The organism is Nocardioides sp. Root682, from assembly GCF_001427795.1.
In the GTDB taxonomy this organism is placed as follows: Bacteria; Actinomycetota; Actinomycetes; order Propionibacteriales; family Nocardioidaceae; genus Nocardioides.
Genome location: NZ_LMHJ01000001.1, coordinates 400,169 through 424,588 on the forward strand (window position 1 = coordinate 400,169; position 24,420 = coordinate 424,588).

The following is a 24,420-nucleotide window of genomic DNA, read 5'->3' on the forward strand; positions in this document are numbered from 1 at the left end:
GTGGATCTCGACGTACCCGCGGGTCCCGGCCTGCCCGAAGGACTGGTCATTCCCGACGTGGAGCTGGTCGAGCGGTTCTCGCGCTCCCCGGGGCCGGGCGGGCAGTCGGTCAACACGAGCGACACCCGCGTCGAGCTGCTCTGGGACCCGTCGGCGTCGAGCGTGCTCGACGACCGGCAGCGGGCCCGCATCCTCGCCCGCGAACCCGGCACGATCGCGGTCGTCGCTCACGAGCACCGCTCGCAGCACCGCAACCGGATGGCAGCCCGCGAGCGACTGGCAGCGCAGGTGCGCGAGCTGCTCGCCCCGCCTCCCCCGCCACGCCGGCCCACGAAGCCGACCCGCGGCTCGAAGGAACGCCGGCTCGAGGCCAAGCGCCAGCGCGGTACGACCAAGCGCTTGCGCGGCTCCGTCGACGACTGACGCCGACCCGGCTCAGCCGCGCGCAAGGACGTCGCAGAGAAACCGGACGTAGCCGTCATGGTCCGCCCGTACGGCGACAGCGAGCTGCCCACGCGCCGCGCCGGTGTCGAGGGCGAACCGGGTCGCCCCGTAGGTGAGCGGGTCTTCCAGCTCGACCCGCACCGCCGCGGGGAGGGTGGTGAACAGGTCAGGAGCAACCAGGGCCGCCACGGCGAGCGGGTCGTGCAGGGGTGCTCCACCCAGCGCCGCCATCGCCCCGTCCCGGCGGTACCACTCGATCCGCGCATCGACGAAGTCCGCCGCCGCCTGCGCCGCACGGGTGCCGACCGCTCGGAGCCGCGCCGCGTCACGCCCCGTCAGAGGAGCCGAGAACGTGGCGTCCATGGTGACCATCAGGACGTCCCGGAAGGGCGCCGAGAGCACGTCGGCCGCGGCCTCGGGGTCGCACCACACGTTGCGCTCGGCGTACGGCGTCACTCCGGCCGCACGATGGGTCCCGCCGAGGACGACCAGCCGGTCCACCGCGTGCACGAGTGCAGGATCGGCGGCGAGGGCCGCCGCGAGGTTGGTGAGCGGGCCGGTCGCGACCAGGGAGACCCGCTCGGTCGTCGAGCGAAGCGTCGCCACCAGCCACTCGACGGCGTCGTCGCCCGGGACCGAGACCGGCTCCGGGAGGTCGAGCGTGGGGGCCAGGTCGGCGCGCCCGCTCGGCAGCGGTTCGAGCCGCGGCCGGATCGGCTCATTGCGTCCGGGGTGGACACCCACGCCGCTGCTTCCCAGCAGATCGAGCACCCGCAGCGTGTTGTCGGTCGTGTGCCGGACGTCGTGGTTGCCCCAGACCGTGGTGACACCGAGCAGGTCGAGGTCGGGGTGCAGGGCCGCCAACATCACGGCTACGGCGTCATCGGTGCCGGTGTCGCAGTCGAGGATCACCGGTTGGCGCACGGTCAGGCTTCGCCTGCCGTGTCGTCGCGCATTGAGCGGTAGGCCACCCGCGCGCTGACCGCCCGCTCCAGCTCCTGGATCACGGCGGAGAAGAACTGGCGGCGATAGAGCTCGTCCGTGACGGCATAGACGGTGAAGTAGAGGCCGCTGAAGGCGGCCAGGAACGTCGAGACACGCAGCAGCTCCAGGCTCAGCCGGGTGCCCAGCACGTCACCCACGGCACCATGGATGGGGTGGACCGGGCCCTGGAGCCACGTGGCCAGCACGGCAGGTTCCATCGCGACGACACCGAACAGGATGAAGAACGCGAACACGGCCAGCGCCAAGAGCAGGACCTGGACCGCCTGGGCGACCAGCAGGACGAGCACCAGGTTCGCCTTCTGCAGGCCGCTCACCTCGGCGTGGACGGCACCGACCCGGTCGACGCGTCCGGCAATGCTGCGCGCCTCGGCCTCGAGCGGCGTACCGACGCAGGCGTCGATCAGCTGCTGCCCCTCGACCTCGTCGTCCACACTGTCCAGCTCCTCGGGCAACCGCACCATCAAGAAGCCCACCGCCAGTGCAGCGAACAGCAGCACCGCCACCCACAGCACGCCGCCGTCGAGGCTCGCGCCCACCTGCCAGACCTCGGTGTTGATGAAGAGGAACGTCATGAAGAGCAGGAGCAGCGGCAGCGCGCGGGTGACCAACGGGAACATCAGGCCGAGCGAGCGGAAGGTGCGCCGGACCGCCCAGGTCACGATCAGCCACGCGCGGAGTGTGGCAACCGCGTAGCACGCCAGCAACGCCCCGGCCACTGTCAGTCCACCGCCCACGCCGGCAGCGGGGCTGAGCCAGGCACCGATGACCACGCCCGCGAGCGTGCCGAGCACCAGCGCCACCCCGGTCACGGCGAGCAGCCGGCCGCGACGAAGCCCGCGGGCGACGGCGGCACGGTGGTCGTCGACGAAGTAGGGCAGGCCGTGGTCGACGAACCACCGCTCCGCTGCGTCGAGGTCCTGGGCCGGCCCGTGGGGCACGTCAGGCTCCGAGGATCCCGCGGGCGCGCGAGACGTCGTCGGCCATCGCCACGAGCAGCGCGTCGATCGAGTCGAACCGAACCATCCCCCGAAGTCGCTCGACGAAGGTCACCTCGACCTCACAGCCGTAGAGCTCGAGATCGGTGCGGTCCAGGACGTAGGACTCGACGCGTCGCTCCCTCTCCCCCGCAAAGGTCGGGTTGGTGCCCACGCTGATCGCCGCGGGGTACGACGTCCCGGCATCCGGTCCGTCGAGAACCGTCAACCGGCCGGCGTACACGCCGTCGGCGGGCGCCGCGGCGCCCTGGCGGACCGGCACGTTGGCGGTCGGGAAGCCGAGCTCGCGGCCGCGCTTGTCACCCTCGACGACCACGCCACGCGTCGCGAACGGGCGGCCCAGGGCCTCGGCGGCACCCGTGACGTCGCCGGCCGCCAGACAGGTGCGGACGTAGGTGGAGGACCAGACCTGGGGCCCGCCGTCGAGGCTGACCTCCTCGAGGACGAAGTCGTTCTGCAGCCCGGAGGCACGCAGCAGGTTGCAGTCGCCCGCCGCACGATTGCCGAAGCGGAAGTTCGCACCCACCACGACCGCCTTGGCGTGCAAGGTCGCCAGCAGGATCCGCTCGATGAACTCCTGGGGCGTCCAGTCCGCGATCTCGCGGGAGAACGGGATGACCAGCACGTCATCGACGCCGGCCTCACCCAGCAGGCGCAGCCGCTCGTCGATCGTGGTCAGCGTCGGTGGAGCGTGCTCCGGACGCAGGACGGCGATCGGGTGCGGGTCGAAGGTCACCGCCACGACATGGGCCACGCCGACCTCGCCGGCCACCTCACGGGCCCGACGGACGACGTGCTGGTGCCCCAGGTGCATGCCGTCGAAGTTGCCGATCGTCACCACAGTGCGCCCGAGGTCACCCGGCACGTCCTCAAAGGCTCGCCACGCTTGCACGGCGCAAGACTACTGATGTCCGTGCGGAGGCCGACCACCGAGGATCGGTGGAGACCCGATCAGCCGACGAAGACTGCTGCGGGGCGCGCCGTACCGCCCTCGGGACGGTAGAGCGCCAGGAACTCGCCGTCGGGCGCGAAGACGCCCGTCAGGGTCTCGATCGGCAGCGGCAGGGGTCGGCCGAAGCGGACCGACTGCGCCTGCTCCTCGTCGAGGTCGAGCGCCGGGAACGATGCTCGCGCGGCCGCCGCGACCGGAACCACGTGGAGGTCGGCCACGTCCGTGTCCGCGCCCTCCAGCGTGAACGGTCCGACAGCATGACGACGCAGGGCGGTGAGGTGGCCGCCCACGCCCAAGGCATTGCCGAGGTCGCGCGCGATGGCGCGGATGTAGGTGCCGCTGGAACACGCCACCCGTACCTCGAGGTCCACGAAGTCACCGTCGTGACGGATGCCGGATGCCTCGATGGAGTGGATCGTCACGCGTCGCGACTTGAGCTCGACCTCCTCGCCCGCGCGGGCCAGAGCATAGGCGCGCTTGCCGTCGACCTTGATGGCCGACACCGTCGACGGCACCTGGTCGATCTCGCCCTCGAAGGCCCGCAGTGCTTCGCGGACGGCAGCCTCGGTGACGTGCCCGGCCGGGGTGGTCGCGGTGACCTCACCCTCGGCGTCGTCGGTCGTGGTCGCCGCGCCGAGCCGCACGGTGGCGGAGTACGTCTTCTCGGTGAGCATCAGGTGACCGAGCAGGCGGGTCGCCCGCTCGACGCCCAGCACCAGGACACCCGTGGCCATCGGGTCGAGGGTCCCGGCATGCCCCACCTTGCGGGTGCCGAGGGTACGGCGCACCCGGGCGACGACGTCGTGGGACGTCATCCCCGCGGGCTTGTCGATGACGACGAGGCCGGACTCGGCCACTACGCGTCGAGCTCCTCGCCCGCGGCAGAGTCGTCGTCCGAGTCGTCGTCCGAGTCGTCGAGGTCGTCCTCGTCGGCGATGACACGGGGCTTCTTGTACGGGTCCGCCTCACCGGCGGGCTGGGCGCCCTCGCGGGCGGCAGCGACCGCTGCATCGGCCTCGCGGGCACGGGCCAACACCTCGTCGAGCTGACGCGCCGACTCGGGGATGCCGTCGAACGCGAACGCCAGGCTGGGCACGGTACGCATGCCGAGCTGCTTGCCGACCTCGGCGCGGAGCACGCCCTTGGCCGACTCGAGCGCGGCGGCAGTCTCCTGCTGGACGTCACCGTCGCCGAGCACGGTGTAGTAGATGGTGGCGTTCTGGGCGTCGCCGGTCATCCGGACCTCGGTGATGGTCACGAACCCCAGACGCGGGTCCTTGATCCGTCGTTCGAGCATCTCGGCGACGATCACCTTGATGCGGTCGGCGATCTTGCGTACGCGCGGGCTGGCCATGGTCTGTTCCTATCAGTTCAGCGAAAAGACTGCGCCGCCCGGCCCACGAGGGACCGGGCGGCGTAGTGATGAGAGCGATCAGCTCCGGGGAATCTCGCGCATCTCGAAGGCTTCGACGATGTCGCCTTCCTTGATGTCCTGGAAGTTCTTGAGCACGAGACCGCACTCGAAACCTTCCCGGACCTCCGACGCGTCGTCCTTCTCCCGCTTGAGCGAGGCGAGGTCGATGTTGTCGGCCACCACGGCGCCATCGCGGAGGATGCGGACCTTGGCGTTGCGTCGAAGGACACCACTCGTGACCATGCAGCCTGCGATGTTGCCGATCTTGGACGAGCGGAAGATCGCACGGATCTCCGCCTGGCCGAGAGTCGACTCCTCGTACTCGGGCTTGAGCATGCCCTTGAGGGCCGCCTCGATCTCCTCGATCGCCTGGTAGATGACCGAGTAGTACCGAATCTCGACACCCTCCTTGTCAGCCATCTGGCCCGCCTTGCCCTGGGGCCGGACGTTGAAGCCGATGATGATGGCGTCCGAGGCGGATGCGAGGTCGACGTTGGTCTCGGTGATCGCACCGACGCCGCGGTCGATGACCCGGAGGCTGACCTCTTCGCCGACATCGATCTGGGCGAGGGCGTCTTCGAGCGCCTCGACCGAACCGGACACGTCACCCTTGAGGATGAGGTTGAGCTCCTGGCTCTCGCCCTTCTCCATGGAGGCCATGAAGTCCTCGAGGGTGCGACGGACACGACGCTTGGCCTGCATGGCCGCACGCTCGCGCGCCTCACGCTTCTCAGCGATCTGGCGAGCCATCCGGTCGTCCTCGACGACGAGGAAGTTCTGACCAGCGCCGGGGACGGCAGTCAGACCCAGCACCATCGCGGGACGCGACGGGTCGGCTTCCTCGATGTTGTCGCCGTGCTCGTCGAGCATCGCGCGGACCCGGCCGTAAGCCGGACCGGCGACGATCGAGTCACCGACACGCAGCGTTCCGCGCTGGACGAGGATCGTCGCAACCGGACCGCGACCGCGGTCGAGGTGCGCCTCGATGACGAGGCCCTGGGCGTCCTGCACCGGGTTGGCGCGGAGGTCCAGCGACGCGTCAGCCGTCAGCACGATCGCCTCGAGCAGCTTGTCGAGGTTGAGGCCGGCCTTGGCCGAGACGTCGACGAACATCGCGTCGCCGCCGTACTCCTCGGGCACCAGGCCGTACTCGGAGAGCTGGCCACGAACCTTCGTCGGGTCGGCGCTCTCCTTGTCGATCTTGTTCACGGCGACCACGATCGGCACACCCGCAGCGCGGGCGTGGTTGAGCGCCTCGACCGTCTGCGGCATGACGCCGTCGTCAGCCGCGACGACCAGGACGGCGATGTCGGTCGCCTGCGCACCACGGGCACGCATCGAGGTGAAGGCCTCGTGACCCGGGGTGTCGATGAAGGTGATGCGACGGTCGTTGCCGTCGACCTGCGTGTGGACCTGGTAGGCACCGATGTGCTGGGTGATGCCACCGGCCTCGCCGGCCACGACGTTGGCGTCGCGGAGCGCGTCGAGGAGCTTGGTCTTACCGTGGTCGACGTGACCCATGACGGTCACGACCGGCGGACGGATGACGAGGTCTTCCTCGCCGCCCTCGTCGGCACCGAACTCGAGGTCGAACGTCTCGAGCAGCTCGCGGTCCTCGTCCTCCGGGGACACGATCTCGACGGTGTAGTTGAGCTCGTCACCGAGCAGCTCCAGCGTCTCGTCGCCCACCGACTGGGTGGCGGTCACCATCTCGCCGATGTGGAACAGCATCTGCACGAGCGACGCCGCGTCGACACCGATCTTGTCGGCGAAGTCGGTCAGCGAGGACCCACGGGCGAGACGGATCGTCTCGCCGTTGCCCTTGCGGACCCGCATGCCGCCAATGGTCGGGGCCTCCATGGCCTCGAATTCCTGACGACGCGCGCGCTTCGACTTGCGACCGCGACGGGCGGGACCACCGGGGCGACCGAAGGCACCCTGGGTCTGGCCACGCTGGCCGGGACGGCCACCGCCGGGACGACCGCCGCCACCGGGACCGAAGCCACCGGGACCGCGACCGGGCGCGCCGGCACCGGGCGCACCAGCGCCAGCGCCTGCACCCGGGGCACCACGGCCCGGAGCACCACGACCCGGAGCACCGCCCGGACGACCCGGACCACCGGCGCCGGGACGACCCGGACCACCGGGGCCACGGCCACCGGCGTTGGGCCCGAAGGCTGCCGGCGACTTGGGCATCATGGCGGGGTTCGGACGCGGCATGCCGGGACGGCCACCGGGCGCAGCGGCGGGCGGACGCGGTCCACCCGGACCGGCCTCACCCTCGCGAGCCGGCGGAGCGGCAACAGGCTTGCGGCCCATGCCCTGGCTGGGAGCGAACGGGTTGTTGCCCGGACGCGGCGTACCGCTGGGCTTGCCGACCGGACGCGGTGCCGGAGCCTTCGGCGTGGCACCTCGCGGCGCACCACCGGGCTTCGGACCGGCCGGAGCAGCAGGCGCTTCCGGGGCCTCGGGAGCCGCCGCAGCAGCGGGGGCCTCCACGACCGGCTCGACGACGGGCTCGGGCTCCGGCTCCGGCGTCTTGGCCGGTCCCGGGCGCGGGCCGGGACGCGGAGCCGCCGGCTTGTCGTCAACAGGTGCGGCAGGTGCGGCGTCCGCAACCGGAGCGTCGGCGACGGGCGCCTCGACAACGGGAGCAGCCGGCGCAGCGGCAGGCTTCTTGGCCGGCGCGGGCCGCGGGGCGGGCGTTGCCGCCTCGCCGCCAGCAGCGGCCGGCTTCATCTTTGCGAGAAGATCGGCGCCGTAGGTGTCTTCGAACTTCTTGACTGCAGGCAGTTCAACGCTCGAGGACGCCGTCTTGGCGAATTCGCCAATGGCACTCAGCTTCTCCAGCGCTTCCTTGCTGGGGATGCCGTACTTCTTCGCGAGTTCGGAAACTCGGGTCTTGGCCACAATGCTCCTTCTGGCCCAAGACCCGGGGGGATCTTCAGACCGTTGGTGGGTGGTGCAGAACGAACTGGCTCATCGCGAGGTACTCATCGAGTGCTCATGAGCTGCTGCTCCAGTCTCTCTTGGTGGATGCGGTCGGATTGATCAGTGACGAGGCGACGTACTCCCCCACCGGCACGCTGGAAAGCCCGGTTCCACCCGCACCTTGCGCGAAGCGCAGGGCCCGGGAGAAGGCTTTCCGCCGTACCGCGAGGTCGTAGCAACCGGAGGTGGGGTGCAGGTGCGCCCCTCGTCCCGGTGCGGTTCCCTCCAGGTCGGGCACGACGGCTGGTCGGCCATCTGCACCCGAGCCGGCGGTCACCCGCAACAACTCGCGTTTGGCGGCCCGCTGCCGACATCCGATGCAGGTCCGGACGGGACCCTCGAGAGGGAAGACGTCAGGTTCTGCGGGGGATTTCGATTGGCGTGCCACCAACAGACGACTCTACCCGCCGTGGGGTCGAGATCACCAACCGGCAACGCCGGTCGGCCCCCAGAAGCGCGCTCAGGCCTCTTCGTCGGAGTGGATGTCGATCCGCCAGCCGGTCAGGCGGGCGGCGAGGCGGGCGTTCTGACCCTCCTTGCCGATCGCCAGCGACAGCTGGAAGTCGGGGACGACGACGCGTGCCGAACGCGCCGCGGCGTCCACCACGGTGACGGACTGCACCTGTGCGGGTGACAGCGCGTGCGCCACCATCTCGGCCGGGTCGTCGGACCAGTCGACGATGTCGATCTTCTCGCCGTGGAGCTCGGCCATCACGTTGCGGACGCGCTGGCCCATCGGGCCGATGCAGGCGCCCTTGGCGTTGACCCCGGGGACCGCGGAGCGGACCGCGATCTTGGTGCGGTGGCCGGACTCGCGCGCGATCGCCGCGATCTCGACGGTGCCGTCGGCGATCTCGGGCACCTCCAGCGCGAAGAGCTTCTTCACCAGGTTCGGGTGCGAGCGTGACAGCGTGATCTGCGGTCCGCGCATGCCCTTGCGCACCGACACGACCAGGCACTTGATCCGGGTGCCGTGGCTGTAGTCCTCCCCGGGCACGCGCTCGGACGCGGGCAGCATCGCCTCGAGCTTGCCGAGGTCCACGAGGACGTCGTCGGGATTGCGGCCCTGCTGGATGATGCCGGACAGGATGTCGCCCTCCTTGCCGGAGAACTCACCGAACCGGATCTCGTCCTCGGCGTCGCGCAGGCGCTGCATCATGATCTGCTTGGCGGTCGTGGCGGCGATGCGGCCGAAGTCGGCGGGCGTGTCGTCGTACTCGCCGATCTTGTTGCCGTCGTCGTCGAGCTCGGCGGCCAGCACGTTCACGTGCCCGGTCTTGCGGTCCAGCTCGACCCGCGCCTGGGTGTGGGAGCCCTCGGTCTTGTGGTACGCCGTCAGGAGGGCCTGTTCGATCGCCTCCACCAGCACCTCGAACTTGATCTCCTTCTCGCGTTCCAGCGTGCGGAGGATGTTCAGGTCGATGTCCATCAGTCGGCGTCCTCGTCCATGTGTTCGTCCAGGTCGTCCTGGTCGTCGTCGTCTTGATCCGTGGGGGTGGTGCTCTTGCGGCGGTTGAACTCGATCTGCACGAGGGCCTTCGTCACGTCGGCGTAGCTGACCCTGACTTCGGTTCCGTCCACGTCGAGGGTCACCCCGTCGTCGTCGGTGGCGCCGATACGGCCCACCGTCTCGTTCGTCGTACCGTCCGCGGCGGTGATGGCCACCTTGACGAGGCGGTCTTCGTTGCGACGCCAGTGGCGCGGCAGCGTGAGCGGGCGATCGACGCCACGGGAGGTGACCTCGAGGGTGTACGGCAGCTCCCCCATGACAGCGGCACCGTCGGACTCGAGGACCCCGTCGATCTGCTTCGTTGCCGACGCGACGTCGTCGAGCGTCAGGCCGCCGTCGGTGTCCAGGGCAATGCGCAACACGCGGCGCTTGCCGGCCGGAGTGAGCTCGACTGCTTCGAGATCCAGGCCGAGATCGGCCAGTGGAGCAGTGAGCAGGTCGGTGATTCGCTCTGCTGTCGAACGCTGAGCGGGCTGGCCCGAACCCATGCGAATCCTCCCGTTGTCCTGTTGTGGTGGTGCGGATCAACACTACCGCCTCCCGATAGGGTTCCCCGCGTGCCCGACCGTGTTAGCCACCTCTCCCGTCGCACCTTCGTCGCCTTCGGCGTCGGTGGAGCCGCGCTGGCACTGACCGGATGCGACGCGCTCGACTCCGTTCTCGGCGACGACGACCCGGTGCCACCGGGAGCGGTCACACCGACCGCACCTGCGGCCGACGCCGACAGCACGCTCGTCGACGAGGTCACCACAGCGATCGCCGAAGCCGGGGCACTCGCAGCGGCCACCGGTACGACGATCGCCTCCCTCGCACGGATCGGGAGCCGGTTCGCCCGGATTCACACCGCTCATGCGAGCGAGCTCGGCCGCACCGAGGCGGCCGCTCCCCCGGTGGTGACCGGGCCCGAGGCGGTCGCACTGCGCGCCCTGTGGGCGAGCGAGACCGCACTCCAGGATCGTCTGGTCGCTGCCGCGCAGACCGCCGAGAGCGGCGCACTGGCCCAGGTGTTCGCGTCGATGGCTGCCGCCCTGGCTCAACAGAAGGCGGTGCTCGCGTGACCGAACCGTCCCCCTCGCCCACCGACGCGCTGCAGGTCGCCCTGGCAGCCGAGCACGCGGCCGTCTTCGTCTACGGCGCACTCGGCGCCCAGACGTCGCAGTCGGGCCAGCCGACCCTGTACGAAACGCTCACCCGCGCCTACGCCCTGCACCGCGATCGACGCGACCACCTGAGTGGCGTCATCGCCGCAACCGGCGGCGAACCCGTCGCCGCCGAGCCCGGCTACGCACTGCCGGCCGACCTGGGGTCGGTGAGGGTCGTCCGAGCGCGCGCACTCGCGATCGAGGAGGCGGCCACGTCGACGTATGCCTATCTGGTGGCGAACACCACCGGGCCGGACAGGGCCTGGGCCGTGCAGGCGTTGCTGGACGCGGCAGTGCGGGGGCTCGGCTTCGGCGGCAGGCCTGAGCGGCTACCTGGTCTTTGACCTCACCCGATGTCTCGATACGCGCGTCGCGAGCTCGTTCCTCGCTCGCGGCGCTGCTCGACCTTCCGGTCTGATCCGCACCGCTGCTCGTGCCTCGCAGCCCTGCGGGCCGGTAAAAACAACAGTGGTTCGCGGCCTCGGTCTCCGGGAGACTCCCGAGACGTCCCCCGAAGACGGGGCCGCGAACCACTGGTGACCGGGGACAACGGTCATCTGGTGACGGGAGAGGTGGGGCTCACCGATCACCTGTGCACAATCATGCAACAGAACGGCTCGAGGGTCTGCAACTATCGATCCTCATAAATGTGCAGTGCACAAACCTGCAGTGCGCGGCTCGCTCAGCGCCAGGAGGTGAGGATGCCGGGGATCTCCGACAGGCGGTGCGCGACCGCGTCGGGCCGGCCCTCGGTGTGGCCGATCTGCTCGACCGGGATCACGCTGTGCGGGACATGGATGGCCCGCAGACCGGCGTTCTGTGAGCCCCACACGTCGTCGAAGAGCCGGTCGCCGACGTACACGCAACGAGCCGGATCGGTGGCGCCCACGGCGTCCATCGCGGCGCGGAACGCGTCAGGCGACGGCTTCGTCCACGGGATCTCGCTCGAGTAGACGTCACCGTCGATCAGGTCCAGGACACCGTCACGCTCGAAGTAGCCGCGGTGCCACTCCCGGGGCCAGATCGTGTTCGACAGGATGCCGACCTTGATCCCCTCGGCGCGCAGCCAGCCGAACAGGGGCGCAACCTCGGCGTCGGTCAGCGTGTGGGGCTCCCAGAAGTCGTAGTACGCGCTGAGGAGCGCCGGGTCGTGATCGAGGCCGGCCTCGTCGAAGAGGTCGGCGATCGTCGCGCTCTGCTGGTGATCACGGCTGCGACCCCACACGACCGAGCCGGCGCCGTGCAGCTTCGCGGCGAACGCGTGGTGGTCGTCCGAGGTGTCGGGTGTCGCCAGCACGGCCTGGGCCAGCGCCAGGGACTCGGCGTGGAAGTCCACGTCGTGCCACTGGGTGAGGGTGCCACCCCAGTCGAAGATGACGGCGTCGACACCGGGTTTCGAGGCTCGCTGCGCTCGCACCTCAACCACCGCTACCGCCCGACCTGCTGGACGAGTGCCTCCACCGCGCCGTCGAGCGTCAGCTCGCTCTTCTCGCCGGTACGACGGTCCTTGACCTCGATGACGCCGTCGACGACGCCACGACCGACCGTGACGATCGTCGGGACACCGATCAGCTCGGCGTCCTTGAACTTCACTCCGGGACTGATCTTGCCCGCGCGGTCGTCGAACAGCACGTCGAGTCCGGCGCCGACCAGGCCCGCGACCAGCTCCTCGGCGGCGGTGAAGAGTGACGCGTCCTTGCCCGCCACGACGACGTGGACGTCCGCAGGGGCGACCTCGCGCGGCCAGCACAGGCCGATCTCGTCGAGGGTGTTCTCCGCGATCGCGGCCACGGCGCGGGTCACGCCGACGCCGTACGAACCCATCGTGACCGTGACCAGCTTGCCGTTCTCGTCGAGGACCTTGAGGTCCAGCGCCTCGGCGTACTTGCGGCCGAGCTGGAAGACGTGGCCCATCTCGATGCCGCGGGCGGACTCGAGGGTGCCGTCGGCGCAGTGCGGGCAGGCGTCGCCGTCGCGGACCTCGGCGGCCTCGATCGTGCCGTCGGGCGTGAAGTCACGGCCGGCGACCAGGTCGACGACATGCGTGCCGGGGACGTCCGCACCGGTGACCCAGCGGGTGCCGTCGACGACACGAGGGTCCACGAGGTACCGGATGCCGCTCTTGTTCTCCTCGCCGAGGACGCCGGGGCCGAGGTAGCCCTTGACCAGCGCGGGGTGGCGGGCGAACTCGGCAGCGTCCATGGCCTCGATCTCGATCGGCTCGAGCTGGCCCTCCAGGCGCTTCTGGTCGACCTCGCGGTCGCCGGGCAGGCCGATGGCGAGGGGCTCGCGAGTGCCGTCCGGGTGCCGGAGCACGACGAGGACGTTCTTGAGCGTGTCACCGGCATGCCAGGGCCGGTCCTCACGCGGGAACGCCGCGTTGAGGTGGTCGACGAGCGTGGCGATGGTCGGCGTGTCCGGCGTCGCCTCGGCGTGCGCGGCGGGCGCACCGTCCCAGTCGTTGTCGGCGCTCGCGCTGACGACCGTGGGCCGGACCTGGACGGCCTCGACGTTGGCGGCGTAGTCGCAATTGGTGCAGCGGACGTAGGTGTCCTCGCCGACCTCGGCCTTGGCGAGGAACTCCTCCGACTTCGAGCCGCCCATCGCTCCGGCCGTGGCCTTGACGATCGCGTAGTCGAAGCCGAGCCGGTCGAAGATCCGGACATAGGCGTCGCGATGCTTCTGGTACGACGCCTCGAGGCCCGCATCGGTGACGTCGAAGGAGTAGGAGTCCTTCATCGTGAACTCGCGCCCGCGCAGCAGGCCGGCGCGCGGCCGCGCTTCGTCGCGGTACTTGGTCTGGATCTGGTAGAGGCTCAGCGGCAGGTCCTTGTAGGAGCCGTACATGTCCTTGACCAGGAGGGTGAACATCTCCTCGTGGGTCGGACCGAGCAGGTAGTCGGCGTCCTTGCGGTCCTTGAGGCGGAAGATGCCGTCGCCGTACTCGGTCCAGCGACCTGTCGCCTCGAAGGGCTCGCGCGGGAGCAGCGCGGGGAAGACGACTTCCTGTGCGCCGATACCGTCCATCTCCTCACGGATGATGTTCTCGATGCGGCGCAGCACCTTCAGCCCGAGGGGAAGCCAGGTGTAGATCCCCGGCGCAGCGCGACGGACGTAGCCGGCGCGCAGCAGCAGCCGGTGGCTCGGGACCTCCGCGTCCGAGGGGTCCTCTCGAAGGGTCCGGACGAACAGGGTCGACATCCTCATCAGCACGTCGCGCAGCCTACGGCGGCGGCGTACCGGACAGCGAACCAGTAACCCTCCCCGACGACATCCTCAGAGCAGATCGAGCGCGTTGCGCTGCCCGAGCCGGTAGAGCAGCTTGTCGGCCTGCTTGAGGAGCGCGAACTCGGGCGGGTCGTAGAGCCGGTAGGTCGTGGCCCGGACAGCGGTCGACCGGGACGCGTCGAGGATGGCGTTGACCGCGTGGCGCGCCGACTCGTTGGCACCTTCCATCGTGGCGAGGTCGATGTCGGTCTGCACGAAGTCGCCCGTCATCAGCAGGTTGGGGATCTTCGTGCGCGCAGTCGGCCGCTTCGACCAGGAGTCGACCGTGTTGACGAGCAAGGGGGTCTCGTTCGTGTTCCGGCGCGCTGCCGCGTCCCACTGCACGCCCGGGTCGAGGAACCAGGAGTGGATGATCCCCTCGGGCAGCAGGTCACCGACCGTGTGGTGGGCGCGGATCTGCGCCAGCACCTCGTCGGCGATCTCCTGGCGCGTGCACTCCTTGGCCGTCTTGCCGGACAGGATCCCCGGGGCGTCCCAGTTGGAGATGTCGACGGAGAGGATGTCGACGACCTCGCCGTCCCCGTAGTCACGCGGAACCTGTCGGTCGGCCCAGAACTGGCCCTGGGTCAGGGCGGTCAGTGACCAGGGAGAGTCGATGAAGGTGATGTGTCCCTTGGTCACCTCGACGTGGTCACGCAGGAAGAACTGGATGCCGACCATCCAGTCCGTCTGCAACGAGGTCAGCCCCTTGAGACCGGGGTCGAGCGCCAGCACGTTCGACGTCAGCGTCGGTACGACGCGCTCGACGGGCATGGCACTGACGAACCAGTCCGCCTCGACGCGACTGGTGACACCAGCCGCGTCCGCCACCACGGCCGAGGTGATCCGGCCGGCGCCGGTCTCGTAGCGCACCAGCCGCTGACCGCTCACGAAACGCACACCCAGGCCCCGCAGGTGGATCATCCACGGGTCGATCCACGCCTCGTTGGTCGGCAGGTCGAGCACCCGGTCGAGCGCACCGTCGTTGCCGCGACCCATGAGGTTGTAGACGAAGGCCTCCCCCATGTTCCCGATGGTGCGAGTGCTCGCGATCGTCTCCTTGGCGGCAACCAGGTTGCGGGTCAGGCCGGCCGCGAGGATCTTCTGGTAGGGCCCGGAACGCTTGGCGGCACCGACGAAGTCCCACCAGCTCACCTTCTCCCACTGACCGAGGCGGCGCTCGTCGCAGCTGGTCAGGAAGACCAGCAGTCGCTCGACGAAGTAGGTGAGCTCGTGGGGTGGAACCGCGTGCCCACCGAGGGTGTCGAGCAGGAAGCGGCGCAGGCCGTCGACCGTGAGGATCTGCGCGGGGTCCGGCCCGATGCCGAACACGAACGCGTCAGCGTGGTCGCCTGCGCGCAGGAACTTGCCGCCACTGGCGGCGACCAGGTTGTCGCCGACCGTGCCGGAGCCGAACGGAATCCTCCGCATCGTGTCCGGAACGTGGTGGTAGAAGCCCGGGAAGAAACGGAACCCGTGCTCGCCGGGCAGGTCGGCCCGACCGCCGACGCCCGTGCCCGCCACCGGGATGCTCCGCGCCTTGCCGCCCCACGCCGAGGGCTCGAAGACGGTGACCGTGAAGCCCCGCTCGACCAGCTCGTGCGCCGCGGTCAGCCCCGCCATGCCGCCACCCAGGACGGCCACCCTGCGGCCGGGCGTCTCGGCGAACCCAGGTGCCATCCCGGCGCCGGCGAGCACGGCGCCGGCACCGACGGCCGCCGACGACGTGAGCAAGGTACGACGGTCGACACGCTGCGTCATTCGATCACCCCATGATCCGGTAACCGACATTAGTGTCGGTTACTCCGGAGGAGAGTATTGTGCTGTGCAAGAGGGTGCGTCAAGGTGTGTGGCGAGCATTGCCGACATCTGTGTTGGTTGTTCCGGACCGGAGGAAGACATGAGTGGCACCGAGACCGTTCGACGCAGGCTGAGCGCGCCAGCGCGCCGGGAGCGGGTCGAAGCCGCTGCGGTGGAGGTCTTCGCCGAGCGCGGGTACGACGCCACGACCCTCGGCGACATCGCCCGGGCAGCCGGCGTGAGCCGGACCGTGCTGTATGACCACTTCCGTTCCAAGCGAGACCTCTACCTGCACGTCCTCGGTACCCAGAACGGCGCGATGCTCGCCGAGGTCGGCGCCGGCATCACCGGGGCAGGCCCCGGCCAGGACCGGCTCCGCTCCACCATCGCGGCGTACCTGTCGTTCGCACACCAGCGTCCGGCGGCCCGCCGGCTCCTCGTGGACCCGATTCCTCCCGGCGACCCCGACCTGGAGCAGGTGCTCGGCGCCATCCGGGCCTCCCGGGCCCAGGCGGTGGCCGCGATGCTCGCACCGGACCTCGCGCGCTCAGGCGTGCAGGCGGGATCGACCGATGCCGCCGTGGTCGTCGAGCTCCTCATCACCGGCATCGACGGTGCCGCACGGTGGTGGCGTGAGCATCCCGGCACGAGCCTCGAGGAAGTCACCGACATCGCCGCGCGGCTGCTCTGGAACGGGCTCCCCCGCATGGGTGTGCGCCCGCGCTGACCGCGCGTCAGGCCGAACGAGCGGCCCTGAGCACACCGCGGATCATCGGGAGCTGCAGCGGAAGCCGTCCGAGCGTGGCTGCCTTGAACGGCGCGTTGTCGGTCTTCTGCGCGTCGACGGCCATCTGCACGTTCGCCGGGAAGACACCGGCGAGCAGCGCGGCGCTGGCGTAGCCCGCCACCTTGCGGGTGCGCGGGTGCAGCATCCCGGCCGCGCAGACCAGTTCCGCGACTCCGGAACCGATGATCACCTCACGGTGCCGGGGCACCCACGCCGGCATCGTTCGCGCGAACACCTCCGGCTTGACCAGGTGGACGGCTCCCGAGCCGATGAAAGCAGCGATGACGATCTTGGCGTCGGTGCGCAGAGCGGAGGTCACGTCGTGAGAGTAGTGGCTCAGAACATCACGGTCGCGAAACGAGCGGTCTCCACGAAACCGACCCGTTCGTAGACCTTGCGCGCCGACACGTTCCAGTCGTTGACGTAGAGGGACACCGTCGGAGCGATCCGGGCCCGCACCTGGTGGACGACGGCGGCCATCCCGCTGGTGGCCAGGCCCTCACCCCGGCGGTGGGCCGGCACCCAGACACCCTGGATCTGGGCGGCATCGGGAGTGGCGCAGGCGACCTCCGCCTTGAACACGAGCTCGTCGCCGTCGTACCGGACGAAGGACCAGGCGCGTCCGATCAGCTGGGCCACGCGCGCCCGGTAGAGGTCGCCCGCTCCCCCGAGCTCCGGCGACACACCCACCTCCTCGGTGTACATCGCCACACACGCCGGATAGAGGGTCTGCAGGTCGTCGCGGACCCCGGCGCGTACACCGTGGTCCGGCGCGACGGCGGGCGCCGTGTCGATGGCGAGGTGCCGCTGGTCCCAACGCACGTCGCGCGGCTGCCCCCAGTGCGGTCCGACCTGGCCCCAGATCTCGCGGACGGCGTCCTGCGGTCCCACGATCGTCGAGGCGGTACGACGCCGGGTGAGCGCCCGTTCGGCAAAGGCACGCGCGTCCTCGGGGCCGGCCTGGATGGGCACCAGGTTCGCCGCGGCATGGCAGGCCGCCACCAGCTGGCCGTCCTCGAACCGACCCCACATCTCTCCGCCGAGCCAGCGCGGCTCGAGACGGGTGGTGTGCGCCCGGTGCACCGCGAAGACGTTGACGACCGGCTCCTGGTTCGCGAGCTCCAGGAAAGCAGGCAGGTCAGCGCTCGCGAGGACGCGGACGCCGTGTCGGGTGGTCAACACGCAATCGAGCGTAGGGCACGAACCCTGTCAGCACTGACGGTTGGCGTGCTACAAAGCCAAGGTCGAGCGATCTCGGGGCCCGACCTGCCGAAAGGAGGGTCTGCCGTGACCCGACACGTCACCGACGGGGGCCTGGAGACCGACCTGCTGTTCCTGCGCGGGATCGAGCTCCCCGAGTTCGCCGCGTTCCCCTTGCTGGACAGCACCGAGGGACGCACCGCGCTGAGCGACTACTACCGCGGCTACGTCGACATCGCTGCCCGGGCGGGCGCCCCGCTCCTGCTCGAGACACCCACCTGGCGGGCGAATCCCGACCATGCCGCCCTCCTCGGGTACGACGCCGCCGGGCTCGACCGCGTGAACCGGATGGCCGTCGACTTCATGGTCGGGCTGGCGCGCGAACGCGAGGCGGACCTGGTCGGCTGGTCGGTCGGCGGAATGATCGGGCCGCGCGGCGACGGCTACGCCTCGGCCGGACCGGTCGATCCCGACGCAGCCGCCGACTACCACCGGACCCAGCTCGCGTCCTTTGCGGCGGCCGGGGCCACCCGTGCGTGCGTGCTGACGCTGACCGAGGTCGGCGAGGCGATCGGCCTGTCCCGCGCGGCGGCGGACGTCGGACTCCCGATCGGGATCGGGTTCACCGTCGAGACCGACGGTCGGCTGCCGGACGGTACCCGCCTGGCCGAGGCGATTGCCGCTGTCGACGTGGTCGCCCCGCCGGCGTACTTCGTGATCAACTGCGCCCACCCGACTCACGTCCTGGCCGGGTTCGACGCCCTCGACGGCACCGCGTGGCGTGAGCGGATCGGCGGACTGCGGGTGAACGCGTCGACGATGACGCATGCCGAGCTCGACGAGTCCGAGGTCCTCGACGAGGGTGACCCCGTGCAGCTCGCGATCGATCAGCAGCCGCTCATCGACGCGTTCGGCAACCTCGAGGTGCTGGGCGGCTGCTGCGGCACCGACGTGCGCCACGTCGCCGCCATGTGGGGCGTCTGACTCAGGACACGGAGACCGAGGGCTCGGCGCCCTCGACCGGCTCCATCGCCTCGGCGAGCTTCATCGCCTCTTCGATCAGCGTCTCCACGATCATTGCCTCGGGGACGGTCTTGATGACCTCGCCCTTGACGAAGATCTGGCCCTTGCCGTTGCCGGAGGCGACGCCCAGGTCGGCTTCGCGAGCCTCGCCGGGACCGTTGACGACGCAGCCCATGACGGCGACGCGCAGAGGCACTTCGAGGCCCTCGAGGCCGGCGGTGACCCTCTCAGCGAGCGTGTAGACGTCCACCTGGGCGCGACCGCACGACGGGCAGGAGACGATCTCGAGCTTGCGCGGGCGGAGGTTGAGCGACTGGAGGATCTGGATGCCGACCTTGACCTCCTCGACCGGCGGGGCCGACAGCGACACACGGATGGTGTCGCCGATGCCCTGCGAGAGCAGGGCGCCGAAGGCGGTGGCGGACTTGATGGTGCCCTGGAAGGCCGGTCCAGCCTCGGTCACGCCGAGGTGCAGCGGCCAGTCCCCCGCCTCGGCGAGCAGCTCGTAGGCCCGCACCATCACGACGGGGTCGTTGTGCTTGACGGAGATCTTGAAGTCACGGAAGCCGTGCTCCTCGAAGAGGCTGGCCTCCCAGACCGCGGACTCGACGAGCGCCTCGGGCGTGGCCTTGCCGTACTTCTCCAGCAGCCGCTTGTCGAGCGAGCCTGCGTTCACGCCGATCCGGATCGACGTGCCGCGGTCGTTGGCGGCCTTCGCGATCTCCTTGATCTGGTCGTCGAACTTCTTGATGTTGCCGGGGTTGACGCGGACCGCGGCGCAGCCGGCGTCGATCGCGGCGAACACGTACTTCGGCTGGAAGTGGATGTCGGCGATCACGGGGATCTGGCTGTGCTGGGCGATCTCCGCAAGAGCGTCCGCGTCGTCCTGGCTCGGGCACGCCACGCGCACGATGTCGCAGCCCGCAGCGGTCAGCTCGGCGATCTGCTGGAGCGTGGTGTTGACGTCCGAGGTGAGCGTCGTGGTCATCGACTGGACCGAGACCGGGTGGTCGCTCCCGACGCCGACCTTGCCGACATTGATCTGGCGGGTGGTGCGGCGCGGAGCAAGGACCGGAGGGGGTGCTTCCGGCATGCCCAGGCTGATCGACGTCATGGCTTCAAGACTACTTCCACGGCACAGCCGGGCCGCTTCGGGGAAGCCCTGTCGGGAGCGACGTCAGGATTCGAGGTGGACCGGCACGACGAAGTCACCGACGATCAGCACCACGCCCATGACGAGCAGGGCACTCGCGACGACGTACGTCAACGGCAGCAGCCTGGCCCCGTCGACGTAGCCCGGGTCGGGCCGACGCCGCAACCGCGCCCAGCCGCTGCGGATGCCCTGCCAGAGGGCCGCGGCGATCCGACCGCCGTCCAGCGGCACCAGGGGCACGAAGTTGAGCATGCCGATGAAGAAGTTGAACCCACCGATCAGCATGAGCAACGACACCGTCTTGCCGGAGATGCTGATCTCGTCGTGCGAGGCCACCTCACCGGCCAATCGGCCGCCGCCGACGACGCTGACCGGACCGAGCGGGTCCCGCTCCTTGACGCCGACGATCGCCTGGCCGACGCCCCACACCTTGGCCGGCAAGGTGACGAGCGCCTTGGTCACGTCGACGGTCATGTGGCCCATCTGACCGATCGTGTAGACAACCCCGCCCGTGCGTGCATGGCGTTCGGGGCTGACGCCCAGGAAGCCCACCTCGGTGGCCTCCTTGTCGTCCGACTCGAGGAAGCGCGGCGTCACCGTCGTGTTCGTCAGGATGGTCTTCTCAGCGCCGTCGCGTTCGATGACGATGGTTGCCTTGTCGCCCTTGTTGGCCCGGACGAGGTCCTGCATCTGGTCCCAGCCGGTGACCTTCGTGCCGTTGAAGGAGAGGATCCGGTCGCCCTTCCGGATTCCGGCGGCGTAGGCCGGGGTCGGAGACTTCTCGACTTCCTCTGCCGTGCAGGCGCGACCGTCCTCGCCGGCCGGGACGACGCAGGCGTGCACCTGGTCGACCGTCGTCTCCACGACGTTGTCACTGGGGTTGCCGTAGGTGGCGAACACCCCGACGAAGATCAGGAACGCGATCGCGATGTTCACCATCGGACCGCCGGCCATCACGATGACCTGCTTCCACCAGGGCAGCTTGTAGAAGAGGCGGTCGTGGTCCTCGGGCCGGACCTGCTCCCACTCGGCCGCCCGCGCGTCCGAGATCAGCTGGGTGAACATGCCGGTGTTCGACTTGCGGACCTTGAGGACCTGGTTGCCTTCGGCGTCGACCTCGGCCTCGTCCGCGAGGGCCGCAGCCCCCGGCGGCAGCATGCCGATGATCTTGACGTAGCCGCCGAGCGGGATCGCCTTCAGGCCGTACTCCGTCTCTCCGACCTGCTTGCTCCAGACGGTCGGCCCGAAGCCGATGAAGTACTGGGTGACCTTCCCGCCGAACTTCTTGGCCGGGATCATGTGGCCGAGCTCGTGCAGGCCGACAGAAGCGACCAGCGCGACCGTGAAGATCAGGACGCCGAGGGCGTAGAGCAGAACGGTCATGCGGCGATCAGGTCCTTGCGGTCAGGAAGCGGCGATGGATCGGGCGGCGGCTTCCCGCGCCCACGCGTCGGCGGCGAGGATGTCATCGAGGGAAAGCTGCTCACCCGAGGGTACGTCGTGCGCGGCTACCGCGCTCGCGACCACGTCAACGATCCCGGTGAACGGCAGGCGTCCTGTCCGGAAGGCCTCGACCGCGACCTCGTTGGCCGCGTTGTAGACGGCCGGCACGGTGGCGCCGCGGGCGCCCGCGGCACGGGCGAGCGACACCGCCGGGAAGGCCTCGTCGTCCAGGGGGAAGAACTCCCACGTCTCCGGCTTGGTCCAGTCGACCGCGGGTGCGGAGTCCGGCACCCGGTGCGGCCACGACAGGCCGAGGGCGATCGGGATGAGCATCGTCGGCGGGCTGGCCTGGACCAGGGTCGAACCGTCGATGAACTCCACCATCGAGTGCACGACGCTCGTCGGGTGCACCACGACCTCGATCCGGTCGTAGGGGATCCCGAAGAGCAGGTGCGCCTCGATCACCTCGAGGCCCTTGTTGACCAGGGTGGCCGAGTTGATGGTGATGACGGGACCCATGTCCCAGGTCGGGTGGTTGCCCGCTTCCTCGGGAGTGACGGAGGTGAGCTGGTCGCGAGTCCGCCCGCGGAAGGGGCCACCGCTGGCGGTGAGCACCAGTCGTCGTACTTCTGCGGCGGAGCCGCCCCGCAGGCACTGCGCGAGGGCGCTGTGCTCGGAGTCGACCGGAACGATCTGGCCGGGCTTCGCGCGTTCCAGCACCAAAGGGCCGCCCATGACGAGCGACTCCTTGTTCGCCAGCGCGAGCGTGGTGCCGGCGTCCAGCGCGGCGAGGGTGGGGCGGAGTCCGACCGCACCGGTGATGCCGTTGAGGACGACGTCGCACGTCTCCTGCGCGGCATCGACGCTCGCCTCCTCGCCCAGCCCGTGGAACCGCGGAGAGAACTCGGCGACCTGCTTCTCGAAGAGGTCAGGGTTGCTGCCGCCGGCCGTCAGCCCGACGACGCGGAACCGGTCGGGGTTGGCGCGGACCAGGTCCAGCGCCTGGGTGCCGATGGAGCCCGTCGATCCGAGGATGACGACGTCCTTCACAGCCTGCTCCGCGCCATGGTCCATGCGGCCATCCTCACAGGAGACGGTCCGCGGCGGCGTACGGGTCGGTCTCGCCGGCCACCACCGCCCTCGCGAGCTCGTCGAGGCGGTCACCCTCTCCGACCAAGCCCCAGCGCCGGCGCAGCGCGGTCAGGGCGAGCGTCTCGATCTCGCCCCGCGCGCGGCGTACCCGACGCTTGTGGAGCTCACCGCTCTCGCGCAACCACGCGCCGTGCTGCTCGATGGCGTCGACGACCTCCTCGACACCCTCGCCGGTCGACGCGGTGGTCTTCAGCACGGGTGGCTTCCAGGCGCCGTCGCGACGTTCGGCGAGGCCGAGCATCGAGCGCAGGTCGCGGCGTACCTTGTCGGCGCCCTCGCGGTCCGCCTTGTTGACGACGTACAGGTCACCGATCTCGAGGATCCCGGCCTTGGCGGCCTGGATGCCGTCGCCCATGCCGGGGGCGAGCAACACGATCGTCGTGTCGGCCTGGCCGGCGACCTCGACCTCGCTCTGGCCGACACCGACCGTCTCGACCAGGACCACGTCGAAACCCGCGGCGTCGAGGACGCGCAGCGCCTGCGGCGTGGTCCACGCCAGACCACCGAGGTGCCCGCGGGCTGCCATCGAGCGGATGAAGACACCGGGGTCCAGGACGTGGTCGCCCATCCGGATCCGGTCACCGAGCAACGCGCCGCCGGAGAACGGCGAGGACGGGTCGACCGCGAGTACGGCGACCCGCTGGCCACGCTTGCGCAGCTCGCCGATCAGCGCGTTGGTGGACGTCGACTTGCCGACGCCCGGCGACCCGGTCAGCCCGATGATCCGGGCGTTGCCCGCGTGGGGCGCAAGGATCCGGGTGAGCTCGGGGAGCAGCGGCGACTCGTCCTCGACGAGGGACACCAGCCGCCCGACCGACCGCGGATCGCCCTCGCGGGCCTTGTCGACCAATGCAGGAACGGCCGCCGCGGTGATCCCGCGGCGGCCGCCCTGAATGCCTACGTCAGGCAAAGTGATCCTCTGAGCTCGTCAGGCAGAGGGAACCCGGATGACGAGGGCGTCGCCCTGGCCACCGCCACCGCACAGCGCGGCAGCACCGACGCCGCCACCGCGGCGCTTGAGCTCGAGCGCGAGGTGAAGGGTGATCCGGGCGCCCGAAGCACCGAGCGGGTGACCGATGGCGATGGCACCGCCGTTGACGTTCACCTTCTCCTCCGGGATGCCGAGGGCGCGTGCCGACTCGATGCCGACCGCAGCGAACGCCTCGTTGAACTCGACCAGGTCGAGGTCCGCAACGGTCAGACCGGCCTTGTCCAGCGCCTTCTGCGTCGCGTTCGCGGGCTGCATCTGGAGCGTGGAGTCAGGACCGGCAACCTGGCCGTGGCTGACGATCTCAGCGAGGATCGGCAGGCCGAGCTCCTCGGCCTTCTTCTTGCTCGTCACGACGACGACAGCCGCGCCGTCGGAGATCTGCGACGCCGACCCGGCCGTGATGGTTCCGGTCTTGGAGAACGCGGGACGGAGGCCCGCGAGCGACTCGGCGGTGGTGTCGCCACGGACACCCTCGTCGACGCTGAAGACGACCGGGTCGCCCTTGCGCTGCGGGATGCTCACGGGAACGATCTCGTCGTCGAAGATGCCGTTCTTCTGACCGGCAGCGGCGAGCTGGTGCGAGCGGGCGGAGAACTCGTCCTGCTCCTCGCGGCTCAGCGGGTTGTCACGGTCGGCGTTGACGGCCTCGGTCAGGTTGCCCATCGCCTGAGCGGTGGTCTGGTCGTACAGGGCGTCGTACGCCATCGAGTCGACCAGCGCGACGTCGCCGTACTTGAAGCCCTCACGGCTCTTGGGAAGCAGGTGGGGAGCGTTGGTCATCGACTCCATGCCGCCGGCGAGGACGATCTCGGCCTCACCGGAGCGGATCAGCTGGTCGGCCTGGGCGATCGCGTTGATGCCCGAGAGGCAGACCTTGTTGATCGTGATCGACGGGACGTTCAGCGGCAGGCCACCGGCGATACCAGCGGAGCGCGCGGGGTTCTGGCCGGCGCCGGCCTGGAGGACCTGGCCGAGGATCAGGTAGTCGACCTGGTCCGGCGAGACGCCCGACTTCTCCAGTGCGCCCTTGATGGCGACGCCGGCGAGGTCAGCAGCAGAGAAGGACTTGAGCCCTCCGAGCAGGCGGCCGATCGGGGTACGCGCCCCGGCGACGATGACGGTGGGGTTGTCGGACATTGCTGCCTCCGTGA

At 70.0% G+C, this 24,420-nt stretch carries 24 protein-coding genes; 5 read left to right on the forward strand and 19 right to left on the reverse strand.

The window, feature by feature from the left end:
- A complete protein-coding gene (gene arfB, locus ASD84_RS01935) occupies positions 1–423 on the forward strand; it encodes an alternative ribosome rescue aminoacyl-tRNA hydrolase ArfB (protein WP_321164002.1) in 423 nt (140 codons plus the stop codon).
- Between the two features lie 12 nt (positions 424–435).
- Here the strand turns inward: arfB and ASD84_RS01940 are convergent, their stop codons facing one another.
- The 9 genes from ASD84_RS01940 to rimP form a co-directional block, all read right to left on the reverse strand.
- Positions 436–1,368: a nucleoside hydrolase gene (locus ASD84_RS01940; protein WP_056706174.1), complete on the reverse strand. Its 933-nt coding sequence runs from the start codon at positions 1,366–1,368 to the stop codon at positions 436–438.
- 2 nt (positions 1,369–1,370) lie between these two features.
- Positions 1,371–2,387, reverse strand: a complete 1,017-nt coding sequence (locus ASD84_RS01945) for a hypothetical protein (RefSeq protein WP_056706175.1) — start codon at positions 2,385–2,387, stop codon at positions 1,371–1,373.
- A 1-nt stretch (position 2,388) separates the two neighbouring features.
- Positions 2,389–3,336 carry a bifunctional riboflavin kinase/FAD synthetase gene (locus ASD84_RS01950; protein ID WP_082573099.1) on the reverse strand — a complete coding sequence of 316 codons (948 nt, stop codon included), beginning with the start codon at positions 3,334–3,336 and terminating at the stop codon, positions 2,389–2,391.
- 59 nt (positions 3,337–3,395) lie between these two features.
- Complete coding sequence (gene truB / locus ASD84_RS01955; RefSeq protein WP_082573100.1) at positions 3,396–4,253, reverse strand: tRNA pseudouridine(55) synthase TruB; 858 nt, start codon at positions 4,251–4,253, stop codon at positions 3,396–3,398.
- Positions 4,253–4,750: a 30S ribosome-binding factor RbfA gene (rbfA, locus tag ASD84_RS01960; RefSeq protein ID WP_056706179.1), complete on the reverse strand. Its 498-nt coding sequence runs from the start codon at positions 4,748–4,750 to the stop codon at positions 4,253–4,255. Before rbfA ends, truB begins: the two co-directional genes overlap by 1 nt.
- A 78-nt stretch (positions 4,751–4,828) precedes the next feature.
- A complete protein-coding gene (gene infB, locus ASD84_RS01965) occupies positions 4,829–7,720 on the reverse strand; it encodes a translation initiation factor IF-2 (RefSeq protein WP_056706182.1) in 2,892 nt (963 codons plus the stop codon).
- A gap of 94 nt (positions 7,721–7,814) precedes the next feature.
- Positions 7,815–8,189 (reverse strand): YlxR family protein, encoded by a 375-nt coding sequence (locus tag ASD84_RS24630; RefSeq protein WP_082573101.1) that lies wholly within the window; start codon positions 8,187–8,189, stop codon positions 7,815–7,817.
- Between the two features lie 72 nt (positions 8,190–8,261).
- Positions 8,262–9,230 carry a transcription termination factor NusA gene (gene nusA / locus ASD84_RS01970; RefSeq protein ID WP_056706184.1) on the reverse strand — a complete coding sequence of 323 codons (969 nt, stop codon included), beginning with the start codon at positions 9,228–9,230 and terminating at the stop codon, positions 8,262–8,264.
- On the reverse strand, positions 9,230–9,799 hold the full coding sequence (gene rimP, locus ASD84_RS01975; RefSeq protein ID WP_056706185.1) for a ribosome maturation factor RimP: 570 nt from the start codon (positions 9,797–9,799) through the stop codon (positions 9,230–9,232). Before rimP ends, nusA begins: the two co-directional genes overlap by 1 nt.
- Positions 9,800–9,868: 69 nt before the next feature.
- Here rimP and ASD84_RS25260 point away from each other — a divergent pair, with 69 nt between their 5' ends.
- Both ASD84_RS25260 and ASD84_RS25265 read left to right on the forward strand, forming a co-directional pair.
- Positions 9,869–10,369, forward strand: coding sequence for a hypothetical protein (locus ASD84_RS25260; RefSeq protein ID WP_056706187.1), 501 nt, complete (start codon positions 9,869–9,871; stop codon positions 10,367–10,369).
- On the forward strand, positions 10,366–10,797 hold the full coding sequence (locus ASD84_RS25265; protein WP_056706190.1) for a ferritin-like domain-containing protein: 432 nt from the start codon (positions 10,366–10,368) through the stop codon (positions 10,795–10,797). The genes ASD84_RS25260 and ASD84_RS25265 overlap by 4 nt, the downstream gene beginning before the upstream one ends.
- 338 nt (positions 10,798–11,135) lie before the next feature.
- Here the strand turns inward: ASD84_RS25265 and ASD84_RS01990 are convergent, their stop codons facing one another.
- The 3 genes from ASD84_RS01990 to ASD84_RS02000 form a co-directional block, all read right to left on the reverse strand.
- Positions 11,136–11,879, reverse strand: a complete 744-nt coding sequence (locus ASD84_RS01990; RefSeq protein WP_235530937.1) for an HAD family hydrolase — start codon at positions 11,877–11,879, stop codon at positions 11,136–11,138.
- A gap of 2 nt (positions 11,880–11,881) precedes the next feature.
- Complete coding sequence (locus tag ASD84_RS01995; RefSeq protein ID WP_056706192.1) at positions 11,882–13,666, reverse strand: proline--tRNA ligase; 1,785 nt, start codon at positions 13,664–13,666, stop codon at positions 11,882–11,884.
- Positions 13,667–13,729: 63 nt separating this feature from the next.
- The gene (locus ASD84_RS02000; protein WP_056706194.1) at positions 13,730–15,481 is read right to left on the reverse strand and encodes an FAD-dependent oxidoreductase; all 1,752 of its coding nucleotides are present in this window, start codon (positions 15,479–15,481) and stop codon (positions 13,730–13,732) included.
- A gap of 139 nt (positions 15,482–15,620) precedes the next feature.
- On the opposite strand from ASD84_RS02000, the gene ASD84_RS02005 reads away from it, so the two are divergent.
- Positions 15,621–16,247, forward strand: a complete 627-nt coding sequence (locus tag ASD84_RS02005; RefSeq protein WP_056706197.1) for a TetR/AcrR family transcriptional regulator — start codon at positions 15,621–15,623, stop codon at positions 16,245–16,247.
- Positions 16,248–16,254: 7 nt separating this feature from the next.
- Here ASD84_RS02005 and ASD84_RS02010 read toward each other — a convergent pair whose 3' ends face one another.
- Positions 16,255–16,626, reverse strand: coding sequence for a DoxX family protein (locus tag ASD84_RS02010; RefSeq protein WP_156391532.1), 372 nt, complete (start codon positions 16,624–16,626; stop codon positions 16,255–16,257).
- A gap of 17 nt (positions 16,627–16,643) precedes the next feature.
- On the reverse strand, positions 16,644–17,489 hold the full coding sequence (locus tag ASD84_RS02015) for a GNAT family N-acetyltransferase (RefSeq protein WP_156391533.1): 846 nt from the start codon (positions 17,487–17,489) through the stop codon (positions 16,644–16,646).
- Between the two features lie 105 nt (positions 17,490–17,594).
- Between ASD84_RS02015 and ASD84_RS02020 the strand changes: the two genes are divergently transcribed.
- Positions 17,595–18,491, forward strand: coding sequence for a homocysteine S-methyltransferase family protein (locus ASD84_RS02020; RefSeq protein ID WP_082573103.1), 897 nt, complete (start codon positions 17,595–17,597; stop codon positions 18,489–18,491).
- A gap of 1 nt (position 18,492) precedes the next feature.
- On the opposite strand, the gene ispG is transcribed toward ASD84_RS02020, so the two are convergent.
- The 5 genes from ispG to ASD84_RS02045 all read right to left on the reverse strand — a co-directional run bounded on the left by ispG (position 18,493) and on the right by ASD84_RS02045 (position 24,406).
- Entirely contained in the window at positions 18,493–19,644 is a 1,152-nt protein-coding gene (ispG, locus tag ASD84_RS02025) for a flavodoxin-dependent (E)-4-hydroxy-3-methylbut-2-enyl-diphosphate synthase (RefSeq protein ID WP_056706198.1), read from the reverse strand.
- Positions 19,645–19,707: 63 nt separating this feature from the next.
- The gene (locus ASD84_RS02030; protein WP_056706201.1) at positions 19,708–21,066 is read right to left on the reverse strand and encodes a M50 family metallopeptidase; all 1,359 of its coding nucleotides are present in this window, start codon (positions 21,064–21,066) and stop codon (positions 19,708–19,710) included.
- Between the two features lie 21 nt (positions 21,067–21,087).
- Positions 21,088–22,200 (reverse strand): 1-deoxy-D-xylulose-5-phosphate reductoisomerase, encoded by a 1,113-nt coding sequence (gene dxr / locus ASD84_RS02035; protein ID WP_056706202.1) that lies wholly within the window; start codon positions 22,198–22,200, stop codon positions 21,088–21,090.
- A 10-nt stretch (positions 22,201–22,210) separates the two neighbouring features.
- Positions 22,211–23,188, reverse strand: a complete 978-nt coding sequence (meaB, locus tag ASD84_RS02040) for a methylmalonyl Co-A mutase-associated GTPase MeaB (protein WP_235530938.1) — start codon at positions 23,186–23,188, stop codon at positions 22,211–22,213.
- Between the two features lie 18 nt (positions 23,189–23,206).
- Positions 23,207–24,406, reverse strand: coding sequence for an acetyl-CoA C-acetyltransferase (locus tag ASD84_RS02045; RefSeq protein WP_056706204.1), 1,200 nt, complete (start codon positions 24,404–24,406; stop codon positions 23,207–23,209).
- Positions 24,407–24,420: the final 14 nt, after the last annotated feature.

Bases quoted from the DNA above. Each gene is read 5' to 3' on its own strand.
- ASD84_RS02005 (WP_056706197.1), top strand. From the start codon at position 15,621: ATGAGTGGCACCGAGACCGTTCGACGCAGGCTGAGCGCGCCAGCGCGC.
- nusA (WP_056706184.1), bottom strand. From the start codon at position 9,230: ATGGACATCGACCTGAACATCCTCCGCACGCTGGAACGCGAGAAGGAG.
- ispG (WP_056706198.1), bottom strand. From the start codon at position 19,644: ATGACGTCGATCAGCCTGGGCATGCCGGAAGCACCCCCTCCGGTCCTT.
- dxr (WP_056706202.1), bottom strand. From the start codon at position 22,200: ATGGACCATGGCGCGGAGCAGGCTGTGAAGGACGTCGTCATCCTCGGA.
- ASD84_RS02000 (WP_056706194.1), bottom strand. From the start codon at position 15,481: ATGACGCAGCGTGTCGACCGTCGTACCTTGCTCACGTCGTCGGCGGCC.
- ASD84_RS02045 (WP_056706204.1), bottom strand. From the start codon at position 24,406: ATGTCCGACAACCCCACCGTCATCGTCGCCGGGGCGCGTACCCCGATC.
- rbfA (WP_056706179.1), bottom strand. From the start codon at position 4,750: ATGGCCAGCCCGCGCGTACGCAAGATCGCCGACCGCATCAAGGTGATC.
- rimP (WP_056706185.1), bottom strand. From the start codon at position 9,799: ATGGGTTCGGGCCAGCCCGCTCAGCGTTCGACAGCAGAGCGAATCACC.
- ASD84_RS02030 (WP_056706201.1), bottom strand. From the start codon at position 21,066: ATGACCGTTCTGCTCTACGCCCTCGGCGTCCTGATCTTCACGGTCGCG.